This is a genomic window from Bacillus nitroreducens (genome assembly GCF_964021195.1).
In genome coordinates, this window is record NZ_CAXHYI020000003.1 from 811900 (window position 1) to 836488 (window position 24589).

24 protein-coding genes, 1 riboswitch and 1 other annotated feature are annotated in these 24589 nt (G+C 37.5%); of the genes, 7 read left to right on the forward strand and 17 right to left on the reverse strand.

Translation table 11 applies throughout. The features are described from left to right. The first annotated feature begins 72 nt into the window (after positions 1–72). The 4 genes from ACWPVE_RS07785 to ACWPVE_RS07800 all read left to right on the forward strand — a co-directional run bounded on the left by ACWPVE_RS07785 (position 73) and on the right by ACWPVE_RS07800 (position 2733). Complete coding sequence (locus tag ACWPVE_RS07785; protein WP_453992242.1) at positions 73–390, forward strand: winged helix-turn-helix transcriptional regulator; 318 nt, start codon at positions 73–75, stop codon at positions 388–390. Between the two features lie 351 nt (positions 391–741). Continuing rightward, the gene (gene liaG / locus ACWPVE_RS07790; RefSeq protein ID WP_453992244.1) at positions 742–1590 is read left to right on the forward strand and encodes a LiaG family protein; all 849 of its coding nucleotides are present in this window, start codon (positions 742–744) and stop codon (positions 1588–1590) included. Between the two features lie 49 nt (positions 1591–1639). Beyond that, complete coding sequence (locus ACWPVE_RS07795) at positions 1640–2041, forward strand: DUF6220 domain-containing protein (RefSeq protein ID WP_453992246.1); 402 nt, start codon at positions 1640–1642, stop codon at positions 2039–2041. 524 nt (positions 2042–2565) lie between these two features. Then, positions 2566–2733, forward strand: a complete 168-nt coding sequence (locus ACWPVE_RS07800; protein WP_453992248.1) for a hypothetical protein — start codon at positions 2566–2568, stop codon at positions 2731–2733. Between the two features lie 47 nt (positions 2734–2780). Here the strand turns inward: ACWPVE_RS07800 and ACWPVE_RS07805 are convergent, their stop codons facing one another. The 14 genes from ACWPVE_RS07805 to ACWPVE_RS07870 form a co-directional block, all read right to left on the reverse strand. Then, the gene (locus tag ACWPVE_RS07805; RefSeq protein ID WP_453992250.1) at positions 2781–3626 is read right to left on the reverse strand and encodes an SAM hydrolase/SAM-dependent halogenase family protein; all 846 of its coding nucleotides are present in this window, start codon (positions 3624–3626) and stop codon (positions 2781–2783) included. Positions 3627–3701: 75 nt separating this feature from the next. Beyond that, positions 3702–3971, reverse strand: a binding site (T-box leader). A gap of 159 nt (positions 3972–4130) precedes the next feature. Then, entirely contained in the window at positions 4131–4538 is a 408-nt protein-coding gene (locus tag ACWPVE_RS07810) for an undecaprenyl-diphosphatase (protein WP_453992251.1), read from the reverse strand. 30 nt (positions 4539–4568) lie between these two features. Then, on the reverse strand, positions 4569–4706 hold the full coding sequence (locus ACWPVE_RS07815; RefSeq protein WP_453992253.1) for a hypothetical protein: 138 nt from the start codon (positions 4704–4706) through the stop codon (positions 4569–4571). Positions 4707–4815: 109 nt separating this feature from the next. Further along, entirely contained in the window at positions 4816–6267 is a 1452-nt protein-coding gene (gene cls, locus ACWPVE_RS07820; protein ID WP_453992255.1) for a cardiolipin synthase, read from the reverse strand. A 195-nt stretch (positions 6268–6462) separates the two neighbouring features. Then, complete coding sequence (locus ACWPVE_RS07825) at positions 6463–7320, reverse strand: MBL fold metallo-hydrolase (protein WP_453992256.1); 858 nt, start codon at positions 7318–7320, stop codon at positions 6463–6465. Between the two features lie 81 nt (positions 7321–7401). Next, positions 7402–7686, reverse strand: a complete 285-nt coding sequence (locus tag ACWPVE_RS07830) for a DNA-binding protein (protein ID WP_453997413.1) — start codon at positions 7684–7686, stop codon at positions 7402–7404. A gap of 30 nt (positions 7687–7716) precedes the next feature. Next, on the reverse strand, positions 7717–8955 hold the full coding sequence (locus ACWPVE_RS07835) for an ABC transporter permease (protein WP_453992258.1): 1239 nt from the start codon (positions 8953–8955) through the stop codon (positions 7717–7719). Continuing rightward, entirely contained in the window at positions 8948–9874 is a 927-nt protein-coding gene (locus ACWPVE_RS07840) for an ABC transporter ATP-binding protein (RefSeq protein ID WP_453992260.1), read from the reverse strand. The genes ACWPVE_RS07835 and ACWPVE_RS07840 overlap by 8 nt, the downstream gene beginning before the upstream one ends. A 128-nt stretch (positions 9875–10002) precedes the next feature. Next, complete coding sequence (locus ACWPVE_RS07845; RefSeq protein ID WP_453992262.1) at positions 10003–10491, reverse strand: DUF1189 family protein; 489 nt, start codon at positions 10489–10491, stop codon at positions 10003–10005. A 76-nt stretch (positions 10492–10567) separates the two neighbouring features. Further along, a complete protein-coding gene (locus ACWPVE_RS07850; RefSeq protein WP_453997415.1) occupies positions 10568–11023 on the reverse strand; it encodes a flavin reductase family protein in 456 nt (151 codons plus the stop codon). A gap of 204 nt (positions 11024–11227) precedes the next feature. Next, positions 11228–12070 carry a 2OG-Fe(II) oxygenase gene (locus ACWPVE_RS07855; RefSeq protein WP_453992264.1) on the reverse strand — a complete coding sequence of 281 codons (843 nt, stop codon included), beginning with the start codon at positions 12068–12070 and terminating at the stop codon, positions 11228–11230. A gap of 216 nt (positions 12071–12286) precedes the next feature. Continuing rightward, the gene (locus ACWPVE_RS07860; RefSeq protein ID WP_453992266.1) at positions 12287–12523 is read right to left on the reverse strand and encodes an indolepyruvate ferredoxin oxidoreductase subunit alpha; all 237 of its coding nucleotides are present in this window, start codon (positions 12521–12523) and stop codon (positions 12287–12289) included. A gap of 487 nt (positions 12524–13010) precedes the next feature. After that, positions 13011–13778 carry a MerR family transcriptional regulator gene (locus ACWPVE_RS07865; RefSeq protein ID WP_453992268.1) on the reverse strand — a complete coding sequence of 256 codons (768 nt, stop codon included), beginning with the start codon at positions 13776–13778 and terminating at the stop codon, positions 13011–13013. Between the two features lie 129 nt (positions 13779–13907). After that, on the reverse strand, positions 13908–16991 hold the full coding sequence (locus ACWPVE_RS07870; protein ID WP_453992270.1) for an efflux RND transporter permease subunit: 3084 nt from the start codon (positions 16989–16991) through the stop codon (positions 13908–13910). 98 nt (positions 16992–17089) lie between these two features. Here ACWPVE_RS07870 and ACWPVE_RS07875 point away from each other — a divergent pair, with 98 nt between their 5' ends. Beyond that, complete coding sequence (locus ACWPVE_RS07875) at positions 17090–17920, forward strand: TetR/AcrR family transcriptional regulator (RefSeq protein WP_453992272.1); 831 nt, start codon at positions 17090–17092, stop codon at positions 17918–17920. An 81-nt stretch (positions 17921–18001) separates the two neighbouring features. Here ACWPVE_RS07875 and ACWPVE_RS07880 read toward each other — a convergent pair whose 3' ends face one another. The 3 genes from ACWPVE_RS07880 to proC all read right to left on the reverse strand — a co-directional run bounded on the left by ACWPVE_RS07880 (position 18002) and on the right by proC (position 21369). Beyond that, positions 18002–19264, reverse strand: a complete 1263-nt coding sequence (locus ACWPVE_RS07880; RefSeq protein WP_453992274.1) for a glutamate-5-semialdehyde dehydrogenase — start codon at positions 19262–19264, stop codon at positions 18002–18004. Between the two features lie 38 nt (positions 19265–19302). Continuing rightward, on the reverse strand, positions 19303–20424 hold the full coding sequence (proB, locus tag ACWPVE_RS07885) for a glutamate 5-kinase (protein WP_453992276.1): 1122 nt from the start codon (positions 20422–20424) through the stop codon (positions 19303–19305). 90 nt (positions 20425–20514) lie between these two features. After that, entirely contained in the window at positions 20515–21369 is an 855-nt protein-coding gene (gene proC, locus ACWPVE_RS07890) for a pyrroline-5-carboxylate reductase (RefSeq protein ID WP_453992278.1), read from the reverse strand. A gap of 690 nt (positions 21370–22059) precedes the next feature. Between proC and ACWPVE_RS07895 the strand changes: the two genes are divergently transcribed. Further along, positions 22060–22770, forward strand: coding sequence for an MOSC domain-containing protein (locus tag ACWPVE_RS07895; protein ID WP_453992280.1), 711 nt, complete (start codon positions 22060–22062; stop codon positions 22768–22770). Between the two features lie 368 nt (positions 22771–23138). Then, positions 23139–23216: riboswitch (ZMP/ZTP riboswitch) on the forward strand. Positions 23217–23356: 140 nt separating this feature from the next. Further along, on the forward strand, positions 23357–24559 hold the full coding sequence (locus tag ACWPVE_RS07900; RefSeq protein WP_453992282.1) for a phosphoglycerate dehydrogenase: 1203 nt from the start codon (positions 23357–23359) through the stop codon (positions 24557–24559). The last annotated feature ends 30 nt before the right edge of the window (positions 24560–24589 follow it).

Below are 24589 nucleotides of genomic sequence, written 5' to 3' on the forward strand. Positions count from 1 at the left end.
AATAAATTTGTGTCAAGTAAGTTTATTATTGGTTACAATTCGCTATAATATATTCATAGGGGTGAAGAGAGTATGGATTCAAATATAATTTGTCCTAAATTTGAAAAGGCTATGAATTTACTTGGACAACGTTGGACGGGTCTTGTGATTTACCAACTCCTTTCCGGTCCTCAGCGTTTTTGCACAATCGAGTCTTCCATTGGAATTAGTGGAAGAGTCCTTTCAGAAAGACTTAAAGATCTAGAGAATCAAGGAATTGTCAACAGGCATGTATACCCCGAGACCCCTGTACGCATTGAATATTCACTCACCGATAAAGGGTTGGCCTTAAAACCATTAATGGATGAAATCCAAAAATGGTCCCAGGACTGGGTTATATCAGATTCATAATGTAATTTTTCATCTACTAGGGGCACAAATTGTTAGCAAGGGGCTCTGTATGATGAGGGTTACACGGACACGACAATCACGTCGTGGCAATTTAGATTTTGTTTGTAAGTTGAACCTTTACAAGCAAGCCCGCATATTCCATTACATTCTCTTAACTAAAGATGGAGAATGATGACCTATTTAAGTAGATGAATAAATCAACGATGCAGAGCAGATTGTTATGAGAGCAATCTGCTTTATTTTTTCATAAGCCTCAGGTCCTATTTGGAAATATATCGGTGGGGCGTTACACATTTCCTCTTCTTCTTTTATGATATGGATAGAATAAATGAGAAAAGGCAGGTTAGATAAATGAAGAAAATCATCATTATATTTTTCATTCTGGTTGGGGCTTATCTTGTGATAACAAACCTCTATCGCATCCCCTTACTTCCTTTCGGAAATTCGGGAGATACTGTTAAAGTAACAGATAAAATTGATGAAATCGATATCGATATCTCGTCCATTAACACGACTGTCATTCCAGAAAATCGGGATGATGTAAAAGCCGAATTGAAAGGTAGAGGCGAGGTTCATGTTGACAAAAGTGGTAATACAATCGAGGTTACCTATGAACGAGGATTCCATTTCGGTTGGTTCCCTTTCTTTAATAAATCAAAATTAACGATTTATATCCCAGAAGATTATGACCGTGATTTATCATTCAGAGTCGGCTCTGGTCATTTAGATTTTGATGGAAAGCGTATGAAAATGAATAAACTCTCAGCCGATGTTCATTCTGGAAATTTGAATTTAGAGAACCTTTCTGTTGAAAAGTTTGTACACAATGTTGCTTCTGGAAATTCCAAAGTTGAGAAGCTTACAACGAAAGAAGGAAACATTGATGTGCGTTCTGGGAATGTAACCGTTGATACGTACAAAGGAAAACTTGAAGCAGATGTTCGCTCTGGAAGATTAAAAGTAACAGTTTCCGAACTTATTGATTCCATTGATGCCCATGTGCGCTCAGGCTTAATTGACCTAGACTTACCAAGTGACGCCGACTTTACATTAAACGGCGAAGCAAATAGCGGATACATTTCAAATGACTTTTCTCTCGATGACTCCACAAGGGATAAAGGAAGCTTACAGGGTAAGCACGGTGCTGGCACCCATGATGTGAACATTAAAGTGAATAGCGGAAAAGTAGATATCAGATGATGAATAGCGCTCAAAAATGGGCGCTTATTCTAAGAAAGGAGAGTTTCAAATGACCAAATCTACGATATCGGCACGAATACGATTTGGAAGAGGCCTTTACTTATTATTTGCGATCATTTACTTATTGTTCATTATTGGACAAGTATTTACAGCTGGACTGGCTATTTTTGTCGGTGCTGAAAACTGGTTGACCCATACATCACTCGTTCATATCTTAGGATTAAATATCCCCGTACTCATGCTGATAGTAGCTTTCATCGGAAAAATGCCTCGTTGGGGTTATGGGTATGTGATTGGACTAGCACTGTTCGTGTTCGGTATGTATTTTAGTGCAAATTTTACAAGGATTGCTTCTTGGGTTGGAGCTTTACATCCCGTATTGGCAATGATCTTATTTATTTTATCGGTTAGTGTTGTAGTTGATACATGGAAATTAATTAGGAAAAAATAGATAAAAAGAATCGTAGGTTTAAGTTCTAAAGCCTACGATTCTTTCATTTACTGATAGGCTGATAACCCAAGCAAGGTTTTTAGGTCAACTATTTCAAAGCCTTTCCTTTGTAAATCTTCAATGATATTTTCTTCTATCGAAATACAGGAAGATACCAAACATACCAAACATACAATAAGTACTATTAACACCATTAGGACCATACCAGCGTCCCCTTCCTTCGTCCGAACTCACAGACATGTCACTTTTTATATTTTAGATAAAAATATAATGACAAAATTTTCAATCTATTTTATTATAAGAATAATACATTTTTATCGTTGGTGTGACCAACACAGAAAATAACCAGTTTGTGAAACTTGCACAAGACAAAATATTAAAGGTAAAATAATAAATAACGATATTTATAAGTATACTTTTCATAATATAGGATATAACTTTATTCAGTTGAAAACCTAACTGAATGAATTTGTTTATATTTATTCACCCTCTAAATAAATATAATAGCCGAGAGGAGATTTGCCATGACCACCAATAACGAATCAAAAAAAGAGATCACCGTAGATTCAACTGTTCAGCTAAAAGGGATAGTAAAAGCTATTTTTAATGATTCTATCCATGTGCAAATTGGAGGAAAAATTATCACACTACCTGCATCAAACCTGTTAAAACAAAACAAACCTTTAACCTAATTTGTAAAAAACACCGTTCGAAGGATGAACGGTGTTTTCTTATGGTTCTAGTCTTTTTTCCTAATTGATATTTGCCATTCTGCGCCAGTACCAATTTTATATTTTTTTGCAAAGGACTCTTGATTAAGGGCTACTCCAATCTTATCTAAAGAGTTTATATACAAAATCGGCTCACCTAGCCCACTTTCAGCAAAGGAACGTCCATACTTCATCTTACTCTCATATACATTTCTTCCTTCACAATCAATCATGACATCAAATACTTCACCATACTCATACCCTATTTGAGTAAATAAGGTTCGATCAATATTCGTCCACAAGTTTCCGAAGCGTACATCTAGGATATCAATATTTCCAATCACAACCTCATTATCAACCGTAGCTTCAAAAATAGGCAATGCCACTAATGATTCCACTGCAACAGTAGGACCTACCTCTTTATATGTAATAATACCTGAAGCAAGCCTAGCCCCCGTATACGCATAAACATCCCTTCCATGAAAGGTGTATGATTCGCCAGAAAAAGGCAACCGATTTATGCTTTCATCAATGGTCCTAGCTTCTTTAACTCCAAACCTTTTTTGGATGTGAGTTATTGTCCCGTTATCAGGTGTCACGATATAATGATTTGTCTCCGTTAACACTACAATGCTTAATCGGTCAGAACCAACACCAGGATCAACAACAGAAACAAAAACAGTCCCCTCTGGCCAATACTTAATAGTTTGGAATAAACGATAAGAACCTTCCCAGATATTAAATGGCGTAATGTCATGAGTAAGATCAAAAATCTGTAAGTCTGGGTTTACCGACAGAGCAACACCATACATTGCGCTTACAGCTCCATCACTCAAACCAAAATCAGTTTGTAATACAAGATGATTTTTCGTCACAATTCATTCCTCCACTTTTTGTGAATTAACGATTATCCTTAATTAAAAATAAAAAAACCACGTCATTATCAAATCGATAAGGACGTGGTTTATCTCACGCGGTACCACCTTACTTTACCGTTTGCTCACACAAACAGTCTCAACAAGTACAAAGGTCAAGATTTGCCTGTATACTGTGGTATTGATAACGAGTACCAAATCTCGTCGGAACCTACTCATAACAAGGTTACTTTCAGCACGAAACTCAGAGGCCATTGTTCAGATTCGCATTTTTGCTTCTTTTCAGCTACCGAAGCTCTCTGTGTAAAATAGCTAAATCCTACTTTTTCTCTTCATTGTCTTTAGATTAGGTGAATTTTTCAAATAGTATATCAATTATATCCAAGATTATTTTTTATTTCAAATGTGATTTTTCCCTTATTCTTTGTAAAGTATCCCGAATAGGTTTGGTAAATTTCGGATATACAATACGAAAAAATGGGTCCACTCTGAGACCGTTTATTTTTAATAATTTTTTTCCTTTGTCGTTGGTATTTTAATTTCCCCGTTAGAAATGAAAATTGTAAGTTTCGATACTATAGTATACAAAAGGGTTGCAGATAGTATAGCAAGAATGGCTGCTACAATAATATCTCCAGGATAATGTACGCCCACCCAAATGCGTGAAAAGCCCACTAAACACGCGAACGCCATCCAAAAATATCTCCCTGTTTTTTTAAATAAGAAGAAGGTAAAACAAACGGCAAAAAAGATCATCGTATGATCACTTGGAAATGAGTTATCAACGGATTTTTCAATTAATTGATTTACATTCGATAATTCAGCAAAGGGCTGCTTATTGGAATGAAATAATCCAGCCACCCTTCCAAGCAACACAGCTATTCCAACGGAAAGTAATCCACTAATCACCATAATCTGGTTATTAGAACCCTTTTTAAAAAGTTAGAAAATAACCGTAAGGATTAGCAAATACAATGAGTAATTTGCAACTAATATCATGGGCCCATCCAAAAACGGTAATTCCCTTCCTAGCTCATTAATTTTGTAAAATAGTTCTGTATTGAAATCCATTAGATTCATCAAATCGCCCCCTCACATATCCTACCGAATTTTACTGCTCTTTAAAATTTAAAAAATCGATGCAGCTTACCCTTCATTACAAAAGTGTGAGCTACATCGAAAATTCTAGTTATAGGATTGGGGACAAGAGCCTTGAAATGGACTCTTTAAATTTAATGTTTGCCCCTCTTTTTCCATATTCTTCATTTGTCAATAGTTTAGATAGTTTAATATCTTGCTTAAAAATATCAGTAAGCTCTTTAGATATAAGTTCATCATATAAAAACGCATTTACCTCAAAGTTTAAGCGGAAACTTCTTACATCAATATTAGCTGTACCAACTGAAGAAATTTCCTCATCGACAACAAGTGTCTTTGAGTGAATAAAGCCGTTACTGTAAATATACACATTCGCTCCTACAGGAAGCAATTCCCCTATATGTGAAAGGGTTGCCCAATAAACGAAAGGATGGTCAGGTTTATCAGGAATCATGATATTCACTTCAACACCCGAGAGGCATGCCACTCGAAGTGCATCAAGTAAACTTTTATCTGGAATAAAATAAGGTGTCTGCATATAAATGGATTTTTTCGCTGAATAGATCATTTTGATATACGCATTTTTTATTTGTTCAAACTCTGAATCAGGACCACTTGTTACAATTTGAATCCCAACATTACCCAGTCTAACATTCTCAATTGGGAAAAGTTCAGGATCATACATAATATCAAAATCACGCGATGCTTGGTTCCAATCCAAAATAAAACGTGCCTGCATTGCATCCACTGCATTTCCTCTTATACGCAAATGAGTGTCCCGCCAATAGCCAAATCTTGAATTCAGTCCTAGATACTCATCCCCCACATTAAAGCCACCTACATACCCAATTTTCCCATCAATAATGACTAATTTTCGGTGGTTACGGAAATTCATTCGCAGATTAACAAACCTTAATTTGGATGGAAAAAAGACCTCAACTAGTCCACCTGCTTCACGAAACTCTTTAAAAAATCGCTTCGTCAGCGCTCTAGATCCTAACTCATCATAAAGTACACGGACCATCACACCCTCTTTTACCTTCCTGGTTAAATGGGACATTAATTTTCGACCTAGATTATCGTTTTTTATAATGTAATATTGCAAATGAATGGATTCTTTGGCATTCTCAATGTCTTGAAATAAACTTCTAAATTTCTCTTGTCCATCGACGAATACTTCAACCGCATTATTTTTCGTGAACAATGCCTGGTCATTCACAAGATTCATATAGATCAAGTCTTTATTTTCTGCTGTAACCTGGTCGCTAAAATGAAATTTTTCCGTACGTATCAGTTCTTTTTGCTTCTCTACCACTTGTTCAATGCCACTCTTTTTTAAATCATCCCATTGAAAAAGATGGTCACGTGTCAAATTTCGACCTAGTATCAAATACATGATAAATCCAAGTACTGGTATAAAGAAAAGCACTAACAACCATGCCCAAGTTGAACTTGCATCTCTTCTTTCACGAAAAATAACAATTACGGCAAAAACAATGTTTAAAACCATAACTAACCCTAATAGTAACGAAGAGATATTCACCATATTTCCCTCTCTCACCCGATTCATTCTACCTACATTCAAATATACTATATATCAGAATGTTTATGAAACAATAAGCTATGCTTAGAACTTATGAACGTTGTTTTACGCTCGTCATTGCCTAGTAAAATTGAAAAAGTATTTGTTCATTTTATGTAAGAAACCTGACTTCATTTTGAAAGCCAGGTTTCCTTTCTAATGAATATTTTTATTTACATACTGTCCATAATCTGGAATTGCGATTTGATCAAAATCCTTTACCAATTTTGCTAATGATTCATCCAATAGCTCACCTGTCATAGGCGAACCATGACCTGTAATAGCAACAACAGGCTTAAGTGCCTCTAGCGTCTCAACAGACTTCTTCGCTGCCTTCCAATCGGTTGTTAAATACCTTGGTGGACCACTGATTTCCTGTTCCTGTGTAATCACCTTATATAAAAATTCTTGTTTGACTGTTACAAACGCATCGCCAACAATTAGGGAACGATCTTTCTCACGAAAAAAAGAGACATGGCCTGGTGTATGACCAGGTGTATGAATCCAACGAAAATCTGGTAGATGTGGAACCGTACCATCTGCTGGAAGCTTTTCTACATGATTTCCTAACTGAATCGGCTCATTCGGGAACAGCGGCGACATTTTGGCTACCATTCCTCCCTCTACCGTTGCATCTGGTTCAGGATAGCTTTTTTGCCCTGTTAAAAATGGCATTTCTAGTTCATGCGCATAGACAGGTACATCCCAGTGTTCCACTAGTTCGATAATGGCACCCACATGATCAAAATGACCATGAGTCAATAAAATAGCTTTGGGCCGATTCTCTGCACCGAAGCGCTCTTCACAAACTCCGATTATTTCTTGTGCAGAACCAGGCATACCCGCATCAACAATAAGATATTCTGATGTACCAGGCTCCCCAATAACTGCAAAATTTACAATTTGGATGGTATGAGAATAAATATCTGGTGTTACTTGTATTCCTACCCCACTGGCAATGGAAGTGGCAGGGATAAATTTATAATCACTTCCATACTGCATGTCTTTCTGCATGTAGATCCTCCTTAAACAGTTCACATATTGTTAGTGTCTCAAAGGACCCACTTTTTATTTATACTTAAAGAGAACTTTACCTTAATCCCCAAGATTGGATAACCATTGCTTTAATTTACGTTTTGGATAATACACCGTTCCATTTAAAACAATATGAGGAATAGATGGATATTCTTTTACTAATTCCTTCGCATCCTCTTTTGAAATCCCAATATGATAATGGATGTCCTTCTCTTTTATAAGCTCGTCTAAATCATCTTCGTCAAATGAATCCAAGACGGTTTTTGCATCTGGATTTTTGAAGTTTTTTAAGCCATTACCTATGAAATACCCCGCTACAGCAATACCTATACCCAAGTACAGCATATCCACTTACTATCACCCCAATTTGTATATTTAAGAACGAATCCATTTCCAAATTTCCTTTGGCGTAGCATTTTTACCATACATAAGGATACCTGTTTTAAAAATCTTCCCTGCAAGCTTCATACATAACCAAATGCTGATACCTAAAATAACTAAAGAGACAATAATTTCAATCCACGGCCATTCTTCTAAAAATGTAAGTCGTAATAATAACACCCCTGGTGCTGTAAACGGGATATAGGTTCCTATCTGAGCAATAAGACCGCCAGGATCCCCAATAACTGGTCCGATAAATACAAAAGGTAAAAATGGAAGCATCATCACCATACCTTGAAAGTTACCCGCTGAAGACATATCTGCCATTGTCGCACCGACACCTACAAATAATGCCGCAAACAGGAGATAACCTAGGATCGCAATTAAAACAAATAATAAAACCTCTGGTCCAATTAAGTAGTCTAAAATAGGGATATCTAGTTTCCAAAGTGCTATCGGTATACCGAAGCCCAAGAATACGACTGCTTGAATCATACCTAAAATGAAGTATCCGATAATTTTTCCTTGCATCAGCTCTCCAGGGGTAAGAGATGATAACACAATTTCGGCAACCTTATCCTTCTTTTCTTGTGATGCACTTTGAAATATATACATTCCCGAAAAAACAATTGAAAGGAGAATGATTCCTGCAAAAGCCCCTGGTATGACTCGTTCTAATGGGTCTTCACCCAATATATCAGACTCTTCTTCAACTGTTGTCGCTGGTTCTTCGATTGATGTTCCCTCAAAAATTATTTGTTTTGAGAAGGCCGATAATTGTTCTTCCGTAAGCCCCAGTTTTTCCATTTGCAAAGTCTTTAATGGAACCTCTAAAACTTGAACTTGATTCATAAAAAATGGATTTATCTCTTCACTAGTTTGGACGGGAATCACACCATTTTCGAAACTTTCTTGCTCTAACAAGATGAATGCTGTATTCTCCGATTCTTTTAATTCATCAAGAATTTCTTCTTTACTTGATTCAGTTGCCTCGAGCTCCCAATTTAACTTATGTACAGCAACTGTTTCCTCTATGACTTCAAAAACACCAAGCTCATCACGAACAAGAACCCGTGTTGAAATTTCTTCCTCCCCGTCTGATCCACCAAAAAAACTTCCGATGAACATAAATGCTAGGAATATGGCAGGAGTTAGAAATAAACCAATTAAAAAGGACTTATTTTTTAAATTTCTTTTGATCTCCCATTTTGCTACCTTCATGGCGTTACGCATTTATAGTAGCCTCCTCTCGAAACATGTTCTTATCCGTGGCGATATCAATAAATATTTCATGTAGGGAGATTCGGTCAATGGATAACTCATTAATTTCCATCTCTTCAGGTAAATGCTTTAACCAACTCGCCACTTGTACATCCTTCGTTAGGTACAAGACAGATGTATCATCCTGTTGCTCCACACGTTGGACCTCTGGAAGACCTTGCAGTATGTCCAATTGGTTCTTCCCACGGATCGTACATTTAAAGTTTGCATACTCCTTTTTCACATTGTCCATCGAACCATAGATCACTTTTTGTCCTCGATGAATCAAAAATAACCGATCACACATCTCTTCGACTAAATTCATCTGATGCGAGGATAATAGAATTGCAGTACCATTTTTGGCAAGACTCCTTATCTCCTCCTTAAATAATTCCTGGCTAACTGGGTCAAGCCCTGAAAATGGCTCGTCAAGGATGAGAAACTTCGGTTCGTGTAAGATAGAAGCAATAAATTGTACCTTTTGTCCCATTCCTTTAGAAAGTTCTTCAACCGAAGCATTTTCCTTCCCTTCTAATCCAAATTTTTTTAAATAAGTAAGCGCACGTTCCTTGGCCTTTTTTAGAGGGTAATCCTTTAATTCTGCAAAATACAATAGAATATCCATTACCTTCACATTTTTATAAAGACCTCGCTCCTCTGGTAAATATCCGATCATATTTCGAGGAATTTCTTGATGACCTTGGAAGGTAATAGATCCCTCGTCTGGATACATAATCCCCATAATATTACGGATGGTTGTTGATTTTCCTGCTCCATTTGGGCCAAGAATAGCCATTATTTCTCCTTTAAAAACCTCAAAAGAAATGTCTTTTAGCACCTCTACATGTTTAAAAGACTTTTTCAAATGCTCAACCTTTAGAAAAGCTTCCATCTACATTCCTCCTTATTTACTACTCTCTTACACTAGCCAATAACCGATATTCCACTAGTATTTATGTACGGTTCACTTTTCAAAAAGTTTCAAAAACACAAAAAGGAACTGGTGCACCAGTTCCTCCTCTACTGTGTTTTTATTCTTCTCGGGTAATGAAAAATCATCCTTAGAATCGTGTAAAACAACAAAATATATACAATTGTATTCACAATCCAATGTGTTCCGATTAGTACATTGGCGATTGAAAAAATAATGATTGGTTTTGTCAGTGCAAATGCACACATTTTCCAAAGAAACTGAAACTTTAGTTGGCGGTTTACAAGTTTACTTAACCCTACGCCAATACCAGCTAAAATGGAAATCCCTGCGATCCCTGTAAATAGCATCATAAATGGGTAAAAAAGAAGAACCTGGATGATGTATACATTTTGAGGAATACCACTTTCTTTATAAGAGTCATCCAATAGTAATTTAATTTCAACGGGAAGTGCGACGATAAACAGCAATAAAAGTAAAAATAGAATTGTATTTCTCATTTCTAACTTATTCAGCCGTTTCATCGCTGCCTTATTCGGCAGCCGCAAACTATCCATCAATGTCGATATGAGTTTCACATAAAGCCACTCGCTTCTTTATAGATATGCTGACTTAAAGATACCTTTCCAAATAGAAGGAAAGGTATCTAAAGGATTATTTATAAAATTCGTCAGGAATTCTGTCAAATTTACGATTGTGGTATAAAAGTGGCGGTTTGTTGTTATTTTCAATCTCAACCACTTCACCAATCAAGATCATATGGTCACCAGCTTCAACAGTTTTAAAGGTTTTGCAGTGTAGCACTCCAGCAGTATCCTTGAGAATTGGAAGATTGTTCGTAGACATCTCCCATTCACAGTTACCAAAACGATCTGTACCCTTACTTGCAAACAATGCACAGATATCTGCTTGGTCACCAGCTAATACATGTACCGCGAACTTATCAGTTTTCGTAAAAATATCATAAGTGGATACTCTCTTATCGATTGACCACAAAATTAATAAAGGATCTATTGAAACGGAGGCAAATGAGTTAACAGTAAGTCCAAGTGGTACCCCATTTTCATCAGTCGTAGTTACAACTGTTACACCAGTCGGATAATTGCCCATTACGTCTTTAAAAGTTTGAACTTTTGCTTGATTATCCAATGTCTGAACCCCTTTCTATACGATGACACATTTTTTCATATTTTTTTCACATTATACATTATTTTAACTATATCATGATTACATTGACAATTCTAATTGAACGCTTTTTTATGCAGCACCTATATCATGTACTCCCAAATTCAACTGATATCCGCATGAATATCTTTAGCGATATATATTCCCTTGACGAATCCATTTTGTAGCAACCCATTTTTCCCCCTCTGTTACGGGGACACTTGAATGAAGAGACATACGGTCTACCTCACTTTTACTATTTCCATAGTGAAAATACACTGCAGAACCTTTTTTGGGAACGATCGAAACGCCCACTCTCGGAAAAACAGTTTCTCCTCCTGCCTGTACATCATTTAGATAGATAAGTAGAGTAGCAACCCGCTGTCCTCCCTTTTCAGGATCTACTTTACCTGGTGGAAAATAATCAAAATGACTTTTGTATTCCTCACCAATACCATAATTTAACACCTGGAGACCTTCTCCATTTTCAATCGGAAACTCTGTTAATTCCGAAATTCGATTTTCTATTTTTTTTATAAACTGATTTTCTCGTAAATAAAAAGACATTCCTTTACTGGTCCGACCTGTTGCTGCTTTTTCTTCCCCAGTCTTTGGATCAATAACAGTTGAAGGCTTTAGACGGTCCCTAGACATTTCAATCAATTGGTCACATTCCCCAAAGCTCAACACATTTTCTAAATGTAGAATAAAAGGTTTGTCTATTTTTGATAAAACCTTGATCTCGCGGTCACTCGTATATATCGTATTTCCCTTTTTTGCGATTTCGGGCTGTTCGTATTCAAATGGAGCTTGTACACCCGATGTATGTAGCGGTTTATTGCCCACAATTCGGAACAAAGTGGTGTAAGAGAGTCTTGGGTCATACCCTTTACGAATCATGGCATCTACAATCGCTTCTGGGTTAACGCCGCTGTTAAGTGTTTTCATAATCCAATCCATGAGTGCACCTGGAATTTGATTCACTTTCTCCATCTTTCCCTCTCCTTTTAGCCCATATTTATTCATTTTGGGATGTGAAATGCTTGTATCCTGCAACAAGAAACCCCTTACAATCTATTGTAATATATAAAAGTTAAATTGTGGTAACATTTACTCTATTAAAAAAATGAAATATTTAGACAAAAAATAAAAGTAACCACAAGTGTAGTTACTCAAATAAAGTTAGTATTTTTATGTATGCGCGTCGCTTTAGACTCCAAAAAACTCTCTCGCTAAATCTACAAATCCTATTTCGTCATCAGGGACTTCATCCTCATGAAAAATGGCATCAACAGGGCAAACAGACTCACAAGCCCCACAATCAATGCAAATGTCGGGATTGATATAATACTGATCATCACCTAGTTCAATGCAGTCGACAGGACATACATCTACACATTCAGCCGCTTTCTCCGCCCCACATGGAGACGTGATTACGTATGCCACCAAACCCCTCCTCATTTGAAGACTCTATTTTAGTACAGCCTATGTTGCTATTAGGAGAAGTATGACGGATATTGTGAATTTGCGTAATAAACATAGTTGAAGGTGAAGATTAGTATAGTTTTGATACATTCTGCTAGTCCTCATGTCATACTGAATCAAGCTCACTTTTTGCCTTATTAATACGGCTATCTTTCTCACTACGTCTAGATTAGTTCTTTATCTGACTCGAATTAACGAGTCTCGAATAGATCTGTCTGAACCGCTGCCTCTTTCTGACTCTATATTCGGTTGACTCTGTCCGAATCAGGGACTCATTTTGACTAACCTTATTTTTGATTTGAGTTTGTCAGAATCCCCCTTTTTTCCAACACACTCAACTACTTTCGAACTTCTCTGCCAGAATCACCTCTCCTTTCAAACTCGCTTAACCTGTTTAAGCACATAACAAAAAAGGGCGAGACCCATTGATCTCCCCCTACAAAAAGTCTTACTCACTCTTTTTCCCTGTATACTCAAGTATTGCATCTCTTAGGAATTCAGCCGTACCTGGTTGTTCTTTATCGTAGTACGCTGTAAATCTTTCATCATCTACATACATGTGTGCCAAACCTGCATGTGCCTCTTTGCTATATTCTTGCCAGTAGAACATGAGCCACTGCTTATGCATTTCAGCTGCTTTTTGTGCTAATTCTCCCTTAGCATCACCCGTTTTCATCGCTTCATGTAACGTTTCCATTAATTCTTCACCTAAGCGAGTGACTGCCTCATGGTCCTCTTTAGACATATTCATGAATTTTTCATTTGATTTCTTTACAGCTTCTTCACCATATTTTTCTCGGATTTCTTTCCCGTATTTTTTCTCATTTTCTTCTATTGCTTTTCTTTTAAAACCTTCAAATTTTTCCTGATCAGACATAGTTATTCTCCTTTCTTTTTGCGCAATGGTTTTTTCGACATTGGCTATCAATTGATCGATTTGCTTTCGTCTATCAAGGAGCTGCTCTCGATGTTCTTTTAGTGCTTTGGATTCATCAAATGCAGGATTCGTTATGATTTGTTTAATCTCAGTTAGATTGACTCCAAGTTCACGGTAGAAAAGAATTTGCTGGAGACGGTTCACTTCTTCTTGGCCATAGATGCGGTACCCTGATGAATTGATTCTTGCTGGCTTAAGAATTCCAATCTCATCGTAGTACCGTAATGTTCTTGTACTAACTCCCGCTAATTTTGCTAGTTTTTGTACCGTATATTCCAACTCTTCACCCCCTGATAATTTCACTTTACACCTTTACGCAACGTCAAGGTCAATAACTCTTCTAAAGAAATTTTTTCAAAAAATAAAATAGCCCTACAAGATATGTATTACCTTGTAGGGCATAATTAATTAGTTTTCTTGAATATTTTTACGGTCTTTTCTAAAGATTTTTGATAACACTTCGTACACAATTGGAACAACAAGCAGTGTTAGCAATGTTGAACTCGCAAGACCACCGATAACAGTAATACCAAGACCTTTTGATATTAAGCCACCGCCGCCTTCCCCAAATAATAACGGGATTAATGCTCCAATAGTTGCAATTGCCGTCATAAGGATTGGGCGTAAACGGGTTGATCCAGCTTCAAGAACAGCCTCACGCATTGTCATACCATCACGTTCCATACGAATAATACGGTCTACTAGTACGATTGCGTTTGTAACAACGATACCAATCAACATTAACAGACCCATCATCACGGAGACGGAAATGGTTTCACCTGCAATTAGTAATCCAATAAACGAACCAATTACAGTAAATGGAAGGGAGAATAAAATCGCAAATGGTGCAACCCCTTCTCCAAAGGTTACTACAAGAATAAAGTATACTATCGCAATGGCTGCAAGCATTGCAAGCCCTAGCTGAGTAAATGTTTCAACCATGTCAGCTTGGACACCAGCAACTCCAAGAGTTACTCCTTTTGGTAGGTCAAGTTCATCAACCTTTTCTCCTACCTTTGCTGTTACCTTGGAAATATCGTCCTCACTAATAGTTCCTGAAACGGATGCATAATACTCACCCTTACTTCGAGCAAGAGTGTTTAATGTTGTTCCTTCCTCAACCGTTACAAGTTCAGAAAGAGGCATTGTTGTTCCTGTTGCGGTTGGTATAGGTGTTGCAAGAAGTTCATCGATTGATTTAGGCTCAGCCACTTCTTCTTGCTTAACGACAACTTCTAACGTATTGCCATCCTTTTCAACTGTTGTTAACACCTCTTGAGAACGGTCAGGATTTAGCATCATCACAATTTGTCCAGTTGTTAATCCATATTGTAACAACTCATCCTGTTCTACCTTAAAGCTGTACTCTACATATGCATCTTCAGCACTTGAAGAAACATCTTCTAAGCCGTCTACATCCTTCATGACACCTTCGACCATATCAACAGCATCATAAAGCTTGTTTAAATCTTCACTATATAATGTATAACTTACTTCATTCGTATTCATGGACATAGACGAGAAGTTTTGGCTCTTCCATTCTCCTGATTGGCCAATATTGAATACATACTCTTCAATCTCATCACGCACTTCTGGGAAGTTATCCATCTCTGGGTCAAAAATGAGGTACATTAACGCACCATCCCCTCCGCCTCCCATCATTGCGGCCATTGGATCTCCACTTTCTGTAACCGAAACTTGGAGAATATCAATATCTTCTCGTTTCAGCAATTCGTCTTCTACTTCTGCTACATTTTCAAGTGTATCTTCCATAAGGTCGCCAGTTCCTGGTGTATAAGTTAAATACATGACCTTTTCTTCTTCACTACCCATAAAACTAAAACCAATTAGGGGAGTTAATGCTAAGCTACCACCTAAAAGTAAGATAGAAAGAACAGATACAATAATTTTGTGATTAAGTGACCAATTTAAAATACCTTTATACCAGTTTGCGAGCTTTCCTACTTCCTTATGCTTTGCTTCTGTTTTTTCAGCATAAAGCTGCTTTTTAAACAAAGTATGGGATAATGCAGGTACAATTGTAATTGCCACTAATAGTGAAGCCCCTAATGCAAATGACATTGTTAAGGCAAATGGTACAAACAATTCTCCAACCATACCACCTACAAAAATAAGTGGTGCAAAAACTGCAACTGTTACTAATGTAGATGAAAGGATTGGTTTGAACATCTCAAGTGTTGCTTCACGGATTAACGCACGTCCATTTAATTTTTCTTCTTTCAAATGGAGCCTTCGATATATATTTTCGACTACGACAATGGAGTCATCAATTACCCGTCCAATCGCTACTGTAACTGCCCCTAATGTCATAAGGTTTAGTGTAATATCTAACCACTTCAGTAATAACAGTGCCATAAAAATGGATACTGGAATGGATACAATTGAAATAATCGTTGATCTGAAATTACGTAGGAAAAGTAAGATGATGATTACTGCAATTAAACCACCAAATAATGCTTTTTCTACCATCGTAGATACAGATTGTTCAATTGGTTCCCCTTGGTCTAGTGAAACATCAATAATCAATCCATCGATATTTTTTTGCTCTTCTTCAATTAGATCTTTAACTCTGTTCACAACATCAACGGTATTGTCTTGTTGTCCTTTTATGATTTGAATCGCAATCGCATCTTTTCCATTTGTACGGGAAACGGATTGTACTCGACCAACTTCCTCAATTGTTGCTATATCCCCAAGTTTTACGAATGGTACGGGGTTTTTCTCAGAAGGCGTAACTGGAATGATCATTTCCTTTAATTCAGTTGCGGTCATGAATTTACCATCAACTGAAACGGCTTGTTCACCTTCTTCAAATTCAAAAAGACCTAATGATACTGACATATCACTTGCTTGGATCATTTGTTTAACAGTATCTTCTGTTAAATCCAGTTCGGCCAATTTTTCTTGGTTATATGTTAATTGTACTTCCTCAATATGCTGACCTGTAATAGTTGCAGAAGCAACTCCATCCAACTTTTGAATTTTTGGAAGTAAAAGATCTTCAACAGTTGATGTTAATTCGACAATATCTTCTGTTGAACTACTTACACTTAATGCCACTACTGGCATCATGTTCATGCTAATGGCTGTAATAACTGGTTCTTGTGCACCTTCTGGTAATTCAACCGCATCTAACGCAGATTGAAGGGCACGTTTTGCCTCATCCATATCCTCGCCATAGTCATATTCGACTTGAATATTCGCCATATTGGAATAGGAATTAGAATAAACTGATTTAACTCCTTCAAGCCCCTCAACCGCTCTTTCAATCGGCATTGAAACATCTTCCATGACTTGCTCAGGTGTTGCTCCTGGATATACATCCATTACCATAAGGAAGGGAATCGATATATCAGGAATGGTCTCTGTCTTCATCTGTGTACCTGAATAAATTCCAGAGACAGTCACAATAATCGTTAGTAACCAAACTGCTAGTTTATTTTTTAATACAAAATTAGCTATACCTCTCACTTTTACACCTACCCTAGATTGACTTATTAAACCCATTTATTTATACTAATGACCATTCAGTCATTTGTCAATGAAAAGAGAGCGGGAGAGTAATGAAAATGGTGAAAAAACAACTGATTATGGAAAAGGCATTAGAGCTATTTGCCAAACAAGGATTCGAGGCAACCTCTGTTCAACAAATAACCGATCAATGCGGGATTTCAAAGGGTGCATTTTATCTTTCCTTTAAATCGAAGGATGAATTAATTATTGCCTTAATCGACCAGTTTATGGAGCAAATCATCACCGACATTGACTACATAGTCAGAAACAAACTCGATAATGAAAATTTATTACATGAGTTTTACTATGTAAGCTTTCAGTCCTTTAAACAACATTCCGACTTTGCCAATATCCTTATGAAAGAGTATACGCAATCATTAAACGAACAACTCATTTTAAAAATGCGAGAATTTGACAAATTAATGAATACAACCATTCTATTATTAATTGAGCGCGTCTATGGAGAAAAAGCAGAGCACATCAAATATGACCTTCTCTATTGCATAAAAGGTTTTATGAGTATGTATTCAGAACTTTTTTTAACTCAAAAAGTTTTATTTGATGTAGAGATTCTTTGTCAGTCTCTTGTGGAAAAAACGAATTTAATGGCGGAGGGAATAACAATCCCGTTTCTAAATATAGAGGAGATGGATTTGTCCTTCATTAGTGTAGAGGACGATATGACAAAAGAGCAGGTAACTTCAATTATTACAGAAAAGATACAAGAAATGGAAGATTCCATCGAAAGAGAGTCTTTACTACTTTTACAAGGGCAGGTAGATGACCGGACATATAGACCAGCTATTATTAAAGGACTTATCCACAACCTACGAAATCATCCTCAATGTAAGTGGATTGCCCTTGTTCTTAGTAGGTATTTTAACTGACACATACGTTTTACATTACTTGCACTTCATTTCAATTAAATACGGCAGAATGCTGAGCATTCTGCCGTAAATTCGTAGTTATTATCTTATCTGACCATTTCCAGTCATTAAGAATTTGACTGTTGTTAAAGCTTTTAAGCCCATAGGCCCACGAGCATGTAGTTTCTGAGTGGATATGCCAATCTCTGCACCAAACCCGAGTGCTCCACCATCTGTAAACCTTGTTGAGGCATTATGATAGAGAGATGATGCATCCACCAGTTTCATAAATATATCTGCCGTTTCTTGGTTTTCTGTAATAATAGCTTCTGAATGTTTTGTTCCATATGTTTCAATATGATCTATAGCTTCGTGTACATCATCTACAATCTTCATCGCAATGTGTAAATTTAAGTATTCATTTGCCCAGTCTTCTTCACCCGCTGGGATTGCATCTGGAAGGATTGTTAGTACCCTTTCATCTCCATGAACAGTAATCGAGTGCTCCTGTAATGTTTTTACTAGGTCTTCTTGATGATTACGTAACCAATCTTTATGAATGAGTACTGTTTCTGCTGCATTACAAACAGCTGGTCGATCCGTTTTTGCGTTCACTAGGATAGGCAAGGCTTTTAATACATCCGCTTCAGAGTCAATATAAACATGGCAGTTCCCAACACCCGTTTCGAGTACAGGCACTGTAGCATGTTTTACAACAGTTTGAATCAAAGAAGCACCGCCTCGAGGAATAAGAACATCAATATATTCCTTCATCGTAAATAATTGTTGAGTTGCCTCTCTGTCCGTACTTGCGATAAACTGAACGGCCTGCCTTGGTATTTTTGTATGATCAAGTGCATATTGGATCACTTCTACGATCGCTTTATTTGTATAAATAGCGGATGAGCCACCTTTTAAGATGATGGCATTTCCTGATTTCAACGCAAGACCTGTGGCATCCACCGTTACATTCGGACGTGCTTCATAAATCATCCCAATGACACCTAATGGGACTGTCACCTGTTTTACCTGCAAGCCATTTTCTAATGTCCAGTCAGAGATAACATGATCAGTCGGATCCTCTAATGCTGCTACTTGACGGAGCCCTTCAGCAAAGTCATGAATCCGCTCTTTGGATAACATTAATCGATCCATGAATGCTGACGTATAACCAGCAGCTTTTCCATTCTCCAAATCGGTCTTATTCGCTTCTAAAATAGATTCATAACTTGCTTCTAAATGTTCTGCTATTATAAACAAAGCTCTGTTCTTATCTTCAGTTGGTAAAATCCCCAATTGCTTTGCAGCATTTTTTGCTTCACGTGCTTGAGTTTTAATATCTACATTTTCTTTCAGTAAATTCACCAAATTCCTCCTTTAGTATCAAATGTCATCTTCGTTCGTTAAACCCCGATTGTAATTGGAGCATCCTTGTGACAAACGAAATCTCCCGTCTCCATAATGATCGTGGACTCCACTACTTGATCATGTTTATCTTGTCGTATTCGTGTCATTTCCGTAGATGACGTCTTTACAACTCCACGGCCAATTTCATCTCCGTCAATATCCATCACTCTCACAACTGCACCTTTTTCAAATCTGCCATTCACTTCAAGAACTTCCTTTAAGCAAAGGCTTTTTTTCTTTTTCACCATACGTTCAGATGCCTGTGGATGGATGATAATTTCCCCTTTGGAGCCAGAATGAAAGGCAATCCATTTTTTCTTTTGATTAAGAGTGTTTAAAGACCTTTTGCAGGTAAAATACGTACCAATTGCCTTTTCATTGGCCGCATCCACAGCAATATTCTCTCTACTTGCATTCCCTAGAAAGGTAGAAATTCCAGATGCCATCGCTATCTTCACTGCTTCAATTTTTGACTTCATTCCACCCGTACCAACTGCACTTCCAGATCCACCTGCTGCATTTTCAATTTCTTCTGTAATTTCAGAGACATGTTCAATCAACTTAGCATCCCTATGAGCTATTGGATTTTTATCATATAAACCATCTATATCAGATAAAATAACCAACTGGTCGGCATCTACTAAGCCTGCTACTTTTGCCGCCAATGTATCATTATCGCCAAAGTTTAAACGCTCGGTAGAAAGCGTATCATTTTCATTCACGATAGGAATTATCCCTCGTTCTAATAAGACATTTAAGGTATTTCTCACATTTTGATAACGCGACTGATCTAAAAAGTCACTTCTTAGAATTAAGATTTGCGAGGCCACATAGCCGTGTGATAAAAACAGTTTCGAATATGATTCAATTAATAACCCTTGACCAATAGATGCAGCCGCTTGTTTTTCTGGCAATGATTGAGGCCGTATAAGGCAGCCTAGCTTACGATATCCCGCAGCAACTGCGCCAGATGAAACAAGGACAACTTCATGCCCGTCATCTTTCAGTCTGGCAATCTCATTCGCTAGTTTTTCTAACTTAATCATGCTTATTTCTCCATGACGACTCGTTAATGAGCTACTTCCAATTTTGATCACTATTCTCTTTTCTATGGACATCCGATCAATCCTCATCTTTTTATTGTTTTTGATTGCCGGACGATAACGGATTTTTACAAGCGCTTATCGCCCGTAAAAGGGTAATATATGTTAGACAGCTCGAATTTTTTCCTTGGTTGCACCTTCAAGCTGTGAACTAATCTCATGTGAACGTAGTGCAGCATGTTTTATCGCTTGTGAAATAGCTTTTCCACCGCCATTATGATCTAAGGCTGCTAAACCTGCGGCTGTCGTTCCATTCGGCGAGGTCACATTTTCTCGTAAGACATGCGGTTGTTCGTCCTGTTGCTGAATCATTTTAGCTGCACCAACAATCGTTTGAGCAATAATATCTCGGGCCATTTTTTCCTGTAGGCCAAACTTTTTCGCAGTTTCCTCCATATGCTCCATTAAGTAATAGAAGTAGGCAGGACCACTACCAGCGACCCCAGTAAATATATCCATATGTTCCTCAGGAATCTCATAAACTTCTCCAATGGATTTAAGTAATTCTTTCGTTAGAGTCATATTTTCATTAGTGGTATTAGTACCAGCTGAAATACCCGTTGCAGACTCTCCAATCTTGCTGGATGTATTCGGCATTACCCGAATGACCTGTTGTCCCTCAGGTAGATACTGCTCCATATAGGTAGTGGATATCCCAGCTAATACAGATAAAACGAGCTGGCTTGGTTGAAGAGATTCTTTGATGGACTGTAATGCATCATCTGCATCTTTAGGTTTCATTGCGAGGACAATAATATCGACATTCTGTAGGTTTAAATGTTTTCTTGTTAAACCGTTTATTTTATATTTTGCTTCAAGCTCTTGTAGTCTTTTTAAATTCGCTCTATTCGTTACCGAAATTTGCTGTGATGGGACTTTCCCTGCGGCAACAATACCTGAAATCATTGCTTCTGCCATGGACCCTGCCCCGATAAAAGCTATTGTTTTTTCATGTAACATCAAATGTCTCCCTTGTGTTAGTGATGTCAAAAAGTCTGGTGAAAATAACACATTCAATGAAGGAACTTCGATTAATTACGGACACAACTTGAAAGAAGTTCGTTTCAGTTCTCTCCATTCCTTGAAAACAAGATAATCACTTTTCCTGCGTTAATAAACATCTGCTCACGTATAACTGTATAGGCTCCTCTATCCAAGACTGTGCAGCTCGGCTTTCGACGCACAGGATGGCTAGTATCGAGGAGACAAGCTGACGTGACATTTTTGACGACGTGTTCTTTTCATCCTCGTTTTTAAACATACACTCTTTTTTTAACAACGTCCTTATCGTAACATCTTTCTATTCATTATCAAGGGCTTCTCGGAAAGACATGTGTATATGTTTCAATTAGTGAGTGTAAACGCTACCAAAGAAAGATAACTACTTCAAACCCTTTATTTTGCGGTCATAAAGTGGCTGAGGCAAGAATTTGCAAGTTGAGCAAGAATCTCCACTTGGCGAACTCTGACGAATTTTGACGTACGGTCAGAGAAACAGATTTCGAGTATTCAAAGAGCAAACACAAAAGTGGTTTAGTGTTTTGTTTAAAAACGAGGAAACCCCTTCACGTTAATCTCTGCACAAGTGTTAGTAATCGCTTCTTCTACCCAACAAAAAAGTGGTAAACTAAAGCTGGAGGGATGGCGCAAATGAAAACACAACCTTACATAAATCAACTTTTTATCGGTAAACCCAAAACAGTCGGAGATCCAAATGCAAAAAAGCCTATGGATAAAGAATGGACCAGTGGAATTTTTAAGGAACCTACCCAACAACCTGTCTGGCTTAGTAAGGTTGGTTTAGAGGGAGACGGTCAAGCCGATCTTAAAAATCATGGTGGACCTGAAAAAGCTGTCTTCGTTTATCCAGCAGGTCATTACGAATATTGGCAAATTGAATTAAATAACAAACTAATTCAGGCAGGAGCAATGGGAGAGAACTTTTCTACAGTGGGGCTTGATGAATCCAATGTTTGTATCGGTGATCTCTATGAAGTAGGCGATGCGATAGTTCAAGTATCACAGCCACGACAGCCTTGTTGGAAACCTGCACGACGATTTAAAATAGTAGACCTTGCATTACAAATTCAAAAAAGCGGACGCACTGGATGGTATTACCGTGTAATTAAAGAAGGAACTATTAACGAAAAAGATACGTTCAAATTAGTAGAACGTCCTTATCCTGATTGGACAATTGCCCGCTGTAACGAGGTCATGCACGAAAAGAAAGATGACCTAGAGGCAGCAGCACAACTGGCTGCGTGCGAATACCTCGCACCAAATTGGATAGATACTTTAACGAAACGACTAAAAGGGGAATCAAAGTCAATTGAAAAACGAGTATATGGACCGAACAAATAAGTTGTAGGGGTAATATAGAGGCTATTAAGCAACAGGAGTGACAGAAACGATTATGTTGGGTGATGAAGGACTGACAGAGTAAAATCTTTTATCGAAGAGGTCTTCATTACCCCATGAAAGACCTTATAACTTAGTTTTTTTTCAAAGGTTCTTCCTAACACCTTTGAAGGACTTTCCAAACAAAGTTTGCATTCCATAGGTCCTTCATGATACTGATGGAGGACCTTTTCCTCTATAACAACTAACAGATTTTCCCTCACAATCTTAAAAGTGAGAATTGGAGTTTAATAAGTAGATTTTCTCGAATTTTTCAATTAATAAAAACTTGAAATATATCAAAAAACTTGGTATTATACATACAAATCTAAAAGGCTATATGTAACTGGCGCACGCGGAGAACCGCGAGGGAGCATATAGTATCGGAGCCGTTCGCCTGGGCAGAGGTAAGGGAAAGTCCCTTGCCTCTTTCTGTTTATCGTGCGCGGTTATTATAAACTGCCAAACTTTAAAACAGAATCCAGAGTACATGCATTTGTAGAAAATTAGTTTTTCCTGAAAATCTATTATTAAAAGTGAGGTAGACAAGATGAGCACACTCATTGAGAACAAGGTAAAAACAATTAAAACTTTAAATAATATAGCGGAAAGTGGACTTAAAGTGTTCAGGAATGATCGTTTTATCATTGATGATCAAAGCGAAAACCCTGACGCTATTGTCGTTCGCAGCTTCAATATGCATGACCTAGAACTAGGCGATAATTTAAAGGCAATTGCACGTGCAGGTGTTGGGGTTAACAATATTCCAATTCAAAGTTGCACGGAAAGAGGAATTGTTGTATTTAATACACCTGGTGCGAACGCAAACGCAGTAAAGGAAATGGTATTAACTGCATTAATGGCGACTTCTCGTAATGTTTTTTCAGGTATTGCTTGGACAAAAACCTTAGTAGATAAAGGAGACGAAATCCCAGCACTTGTTGAAAAAGGCAAAAAGCAATTCGTCGGAAAAGAAATCAAAGGCAAAACACTTGGTGTAATCGGTTTAGGTGCAATTGGTGCACTTGTTGCAAACGATGCGCTCGATTTAGATATGGATGTTATCGGATATGATCCATTTATCTCTGTCGATACAGCTTGGAACCTATCACGCAATGTTCAGCGTGCAATGTCGCTTGAACAATTGTTTGCTGAGTCTGACTATATAACAGTTCATGTACCGTTAACTGAGAACACAAAAGGAATGTTTAATAAAGAGGCATTCAGCATCATGAAACCTGGCGTTCATATTATCAACTTTTCACGTGGAGAGCTTGTCAACGAAATCGATATGGCTGTTGCGCTTGAGGATGGAATTGTTGGCAAGTATATGACAGACTTTCCTAACGAAAATGTTTTAAAAATGAAGAATACAATTTGTACACCACATCTTGGTGCATCTACAAATGAATCAGAAGAGAACTGTGCAATTATGGCTGCACGTCAAACAAAAGAATACTTGGAAACTGGAAACATTAAAAACTCTGTGAACTTCCCGAATGCAATACTTCCTTACACAGGAAAAACACGTGTAACAGCTTTCCATAAAAATGTACCAAACATGGTTGGTCAAATCACATCAGCTATTTCAAATTATGAGCTAAATATCGCGGATATGGTGAACAGAAGTCGCGGCGAATATGCATATACAATGATCGATATTGATAACGAAGTAAATGGCGAAATTATTCCTAGTTTGTTAGAAAAAATTAAGCAAATTAGCGGAATCGTTTCAGCACGTGTGATCGAATAGAAAGCAAGGGACTCGTTCCCTTGCTTTTTT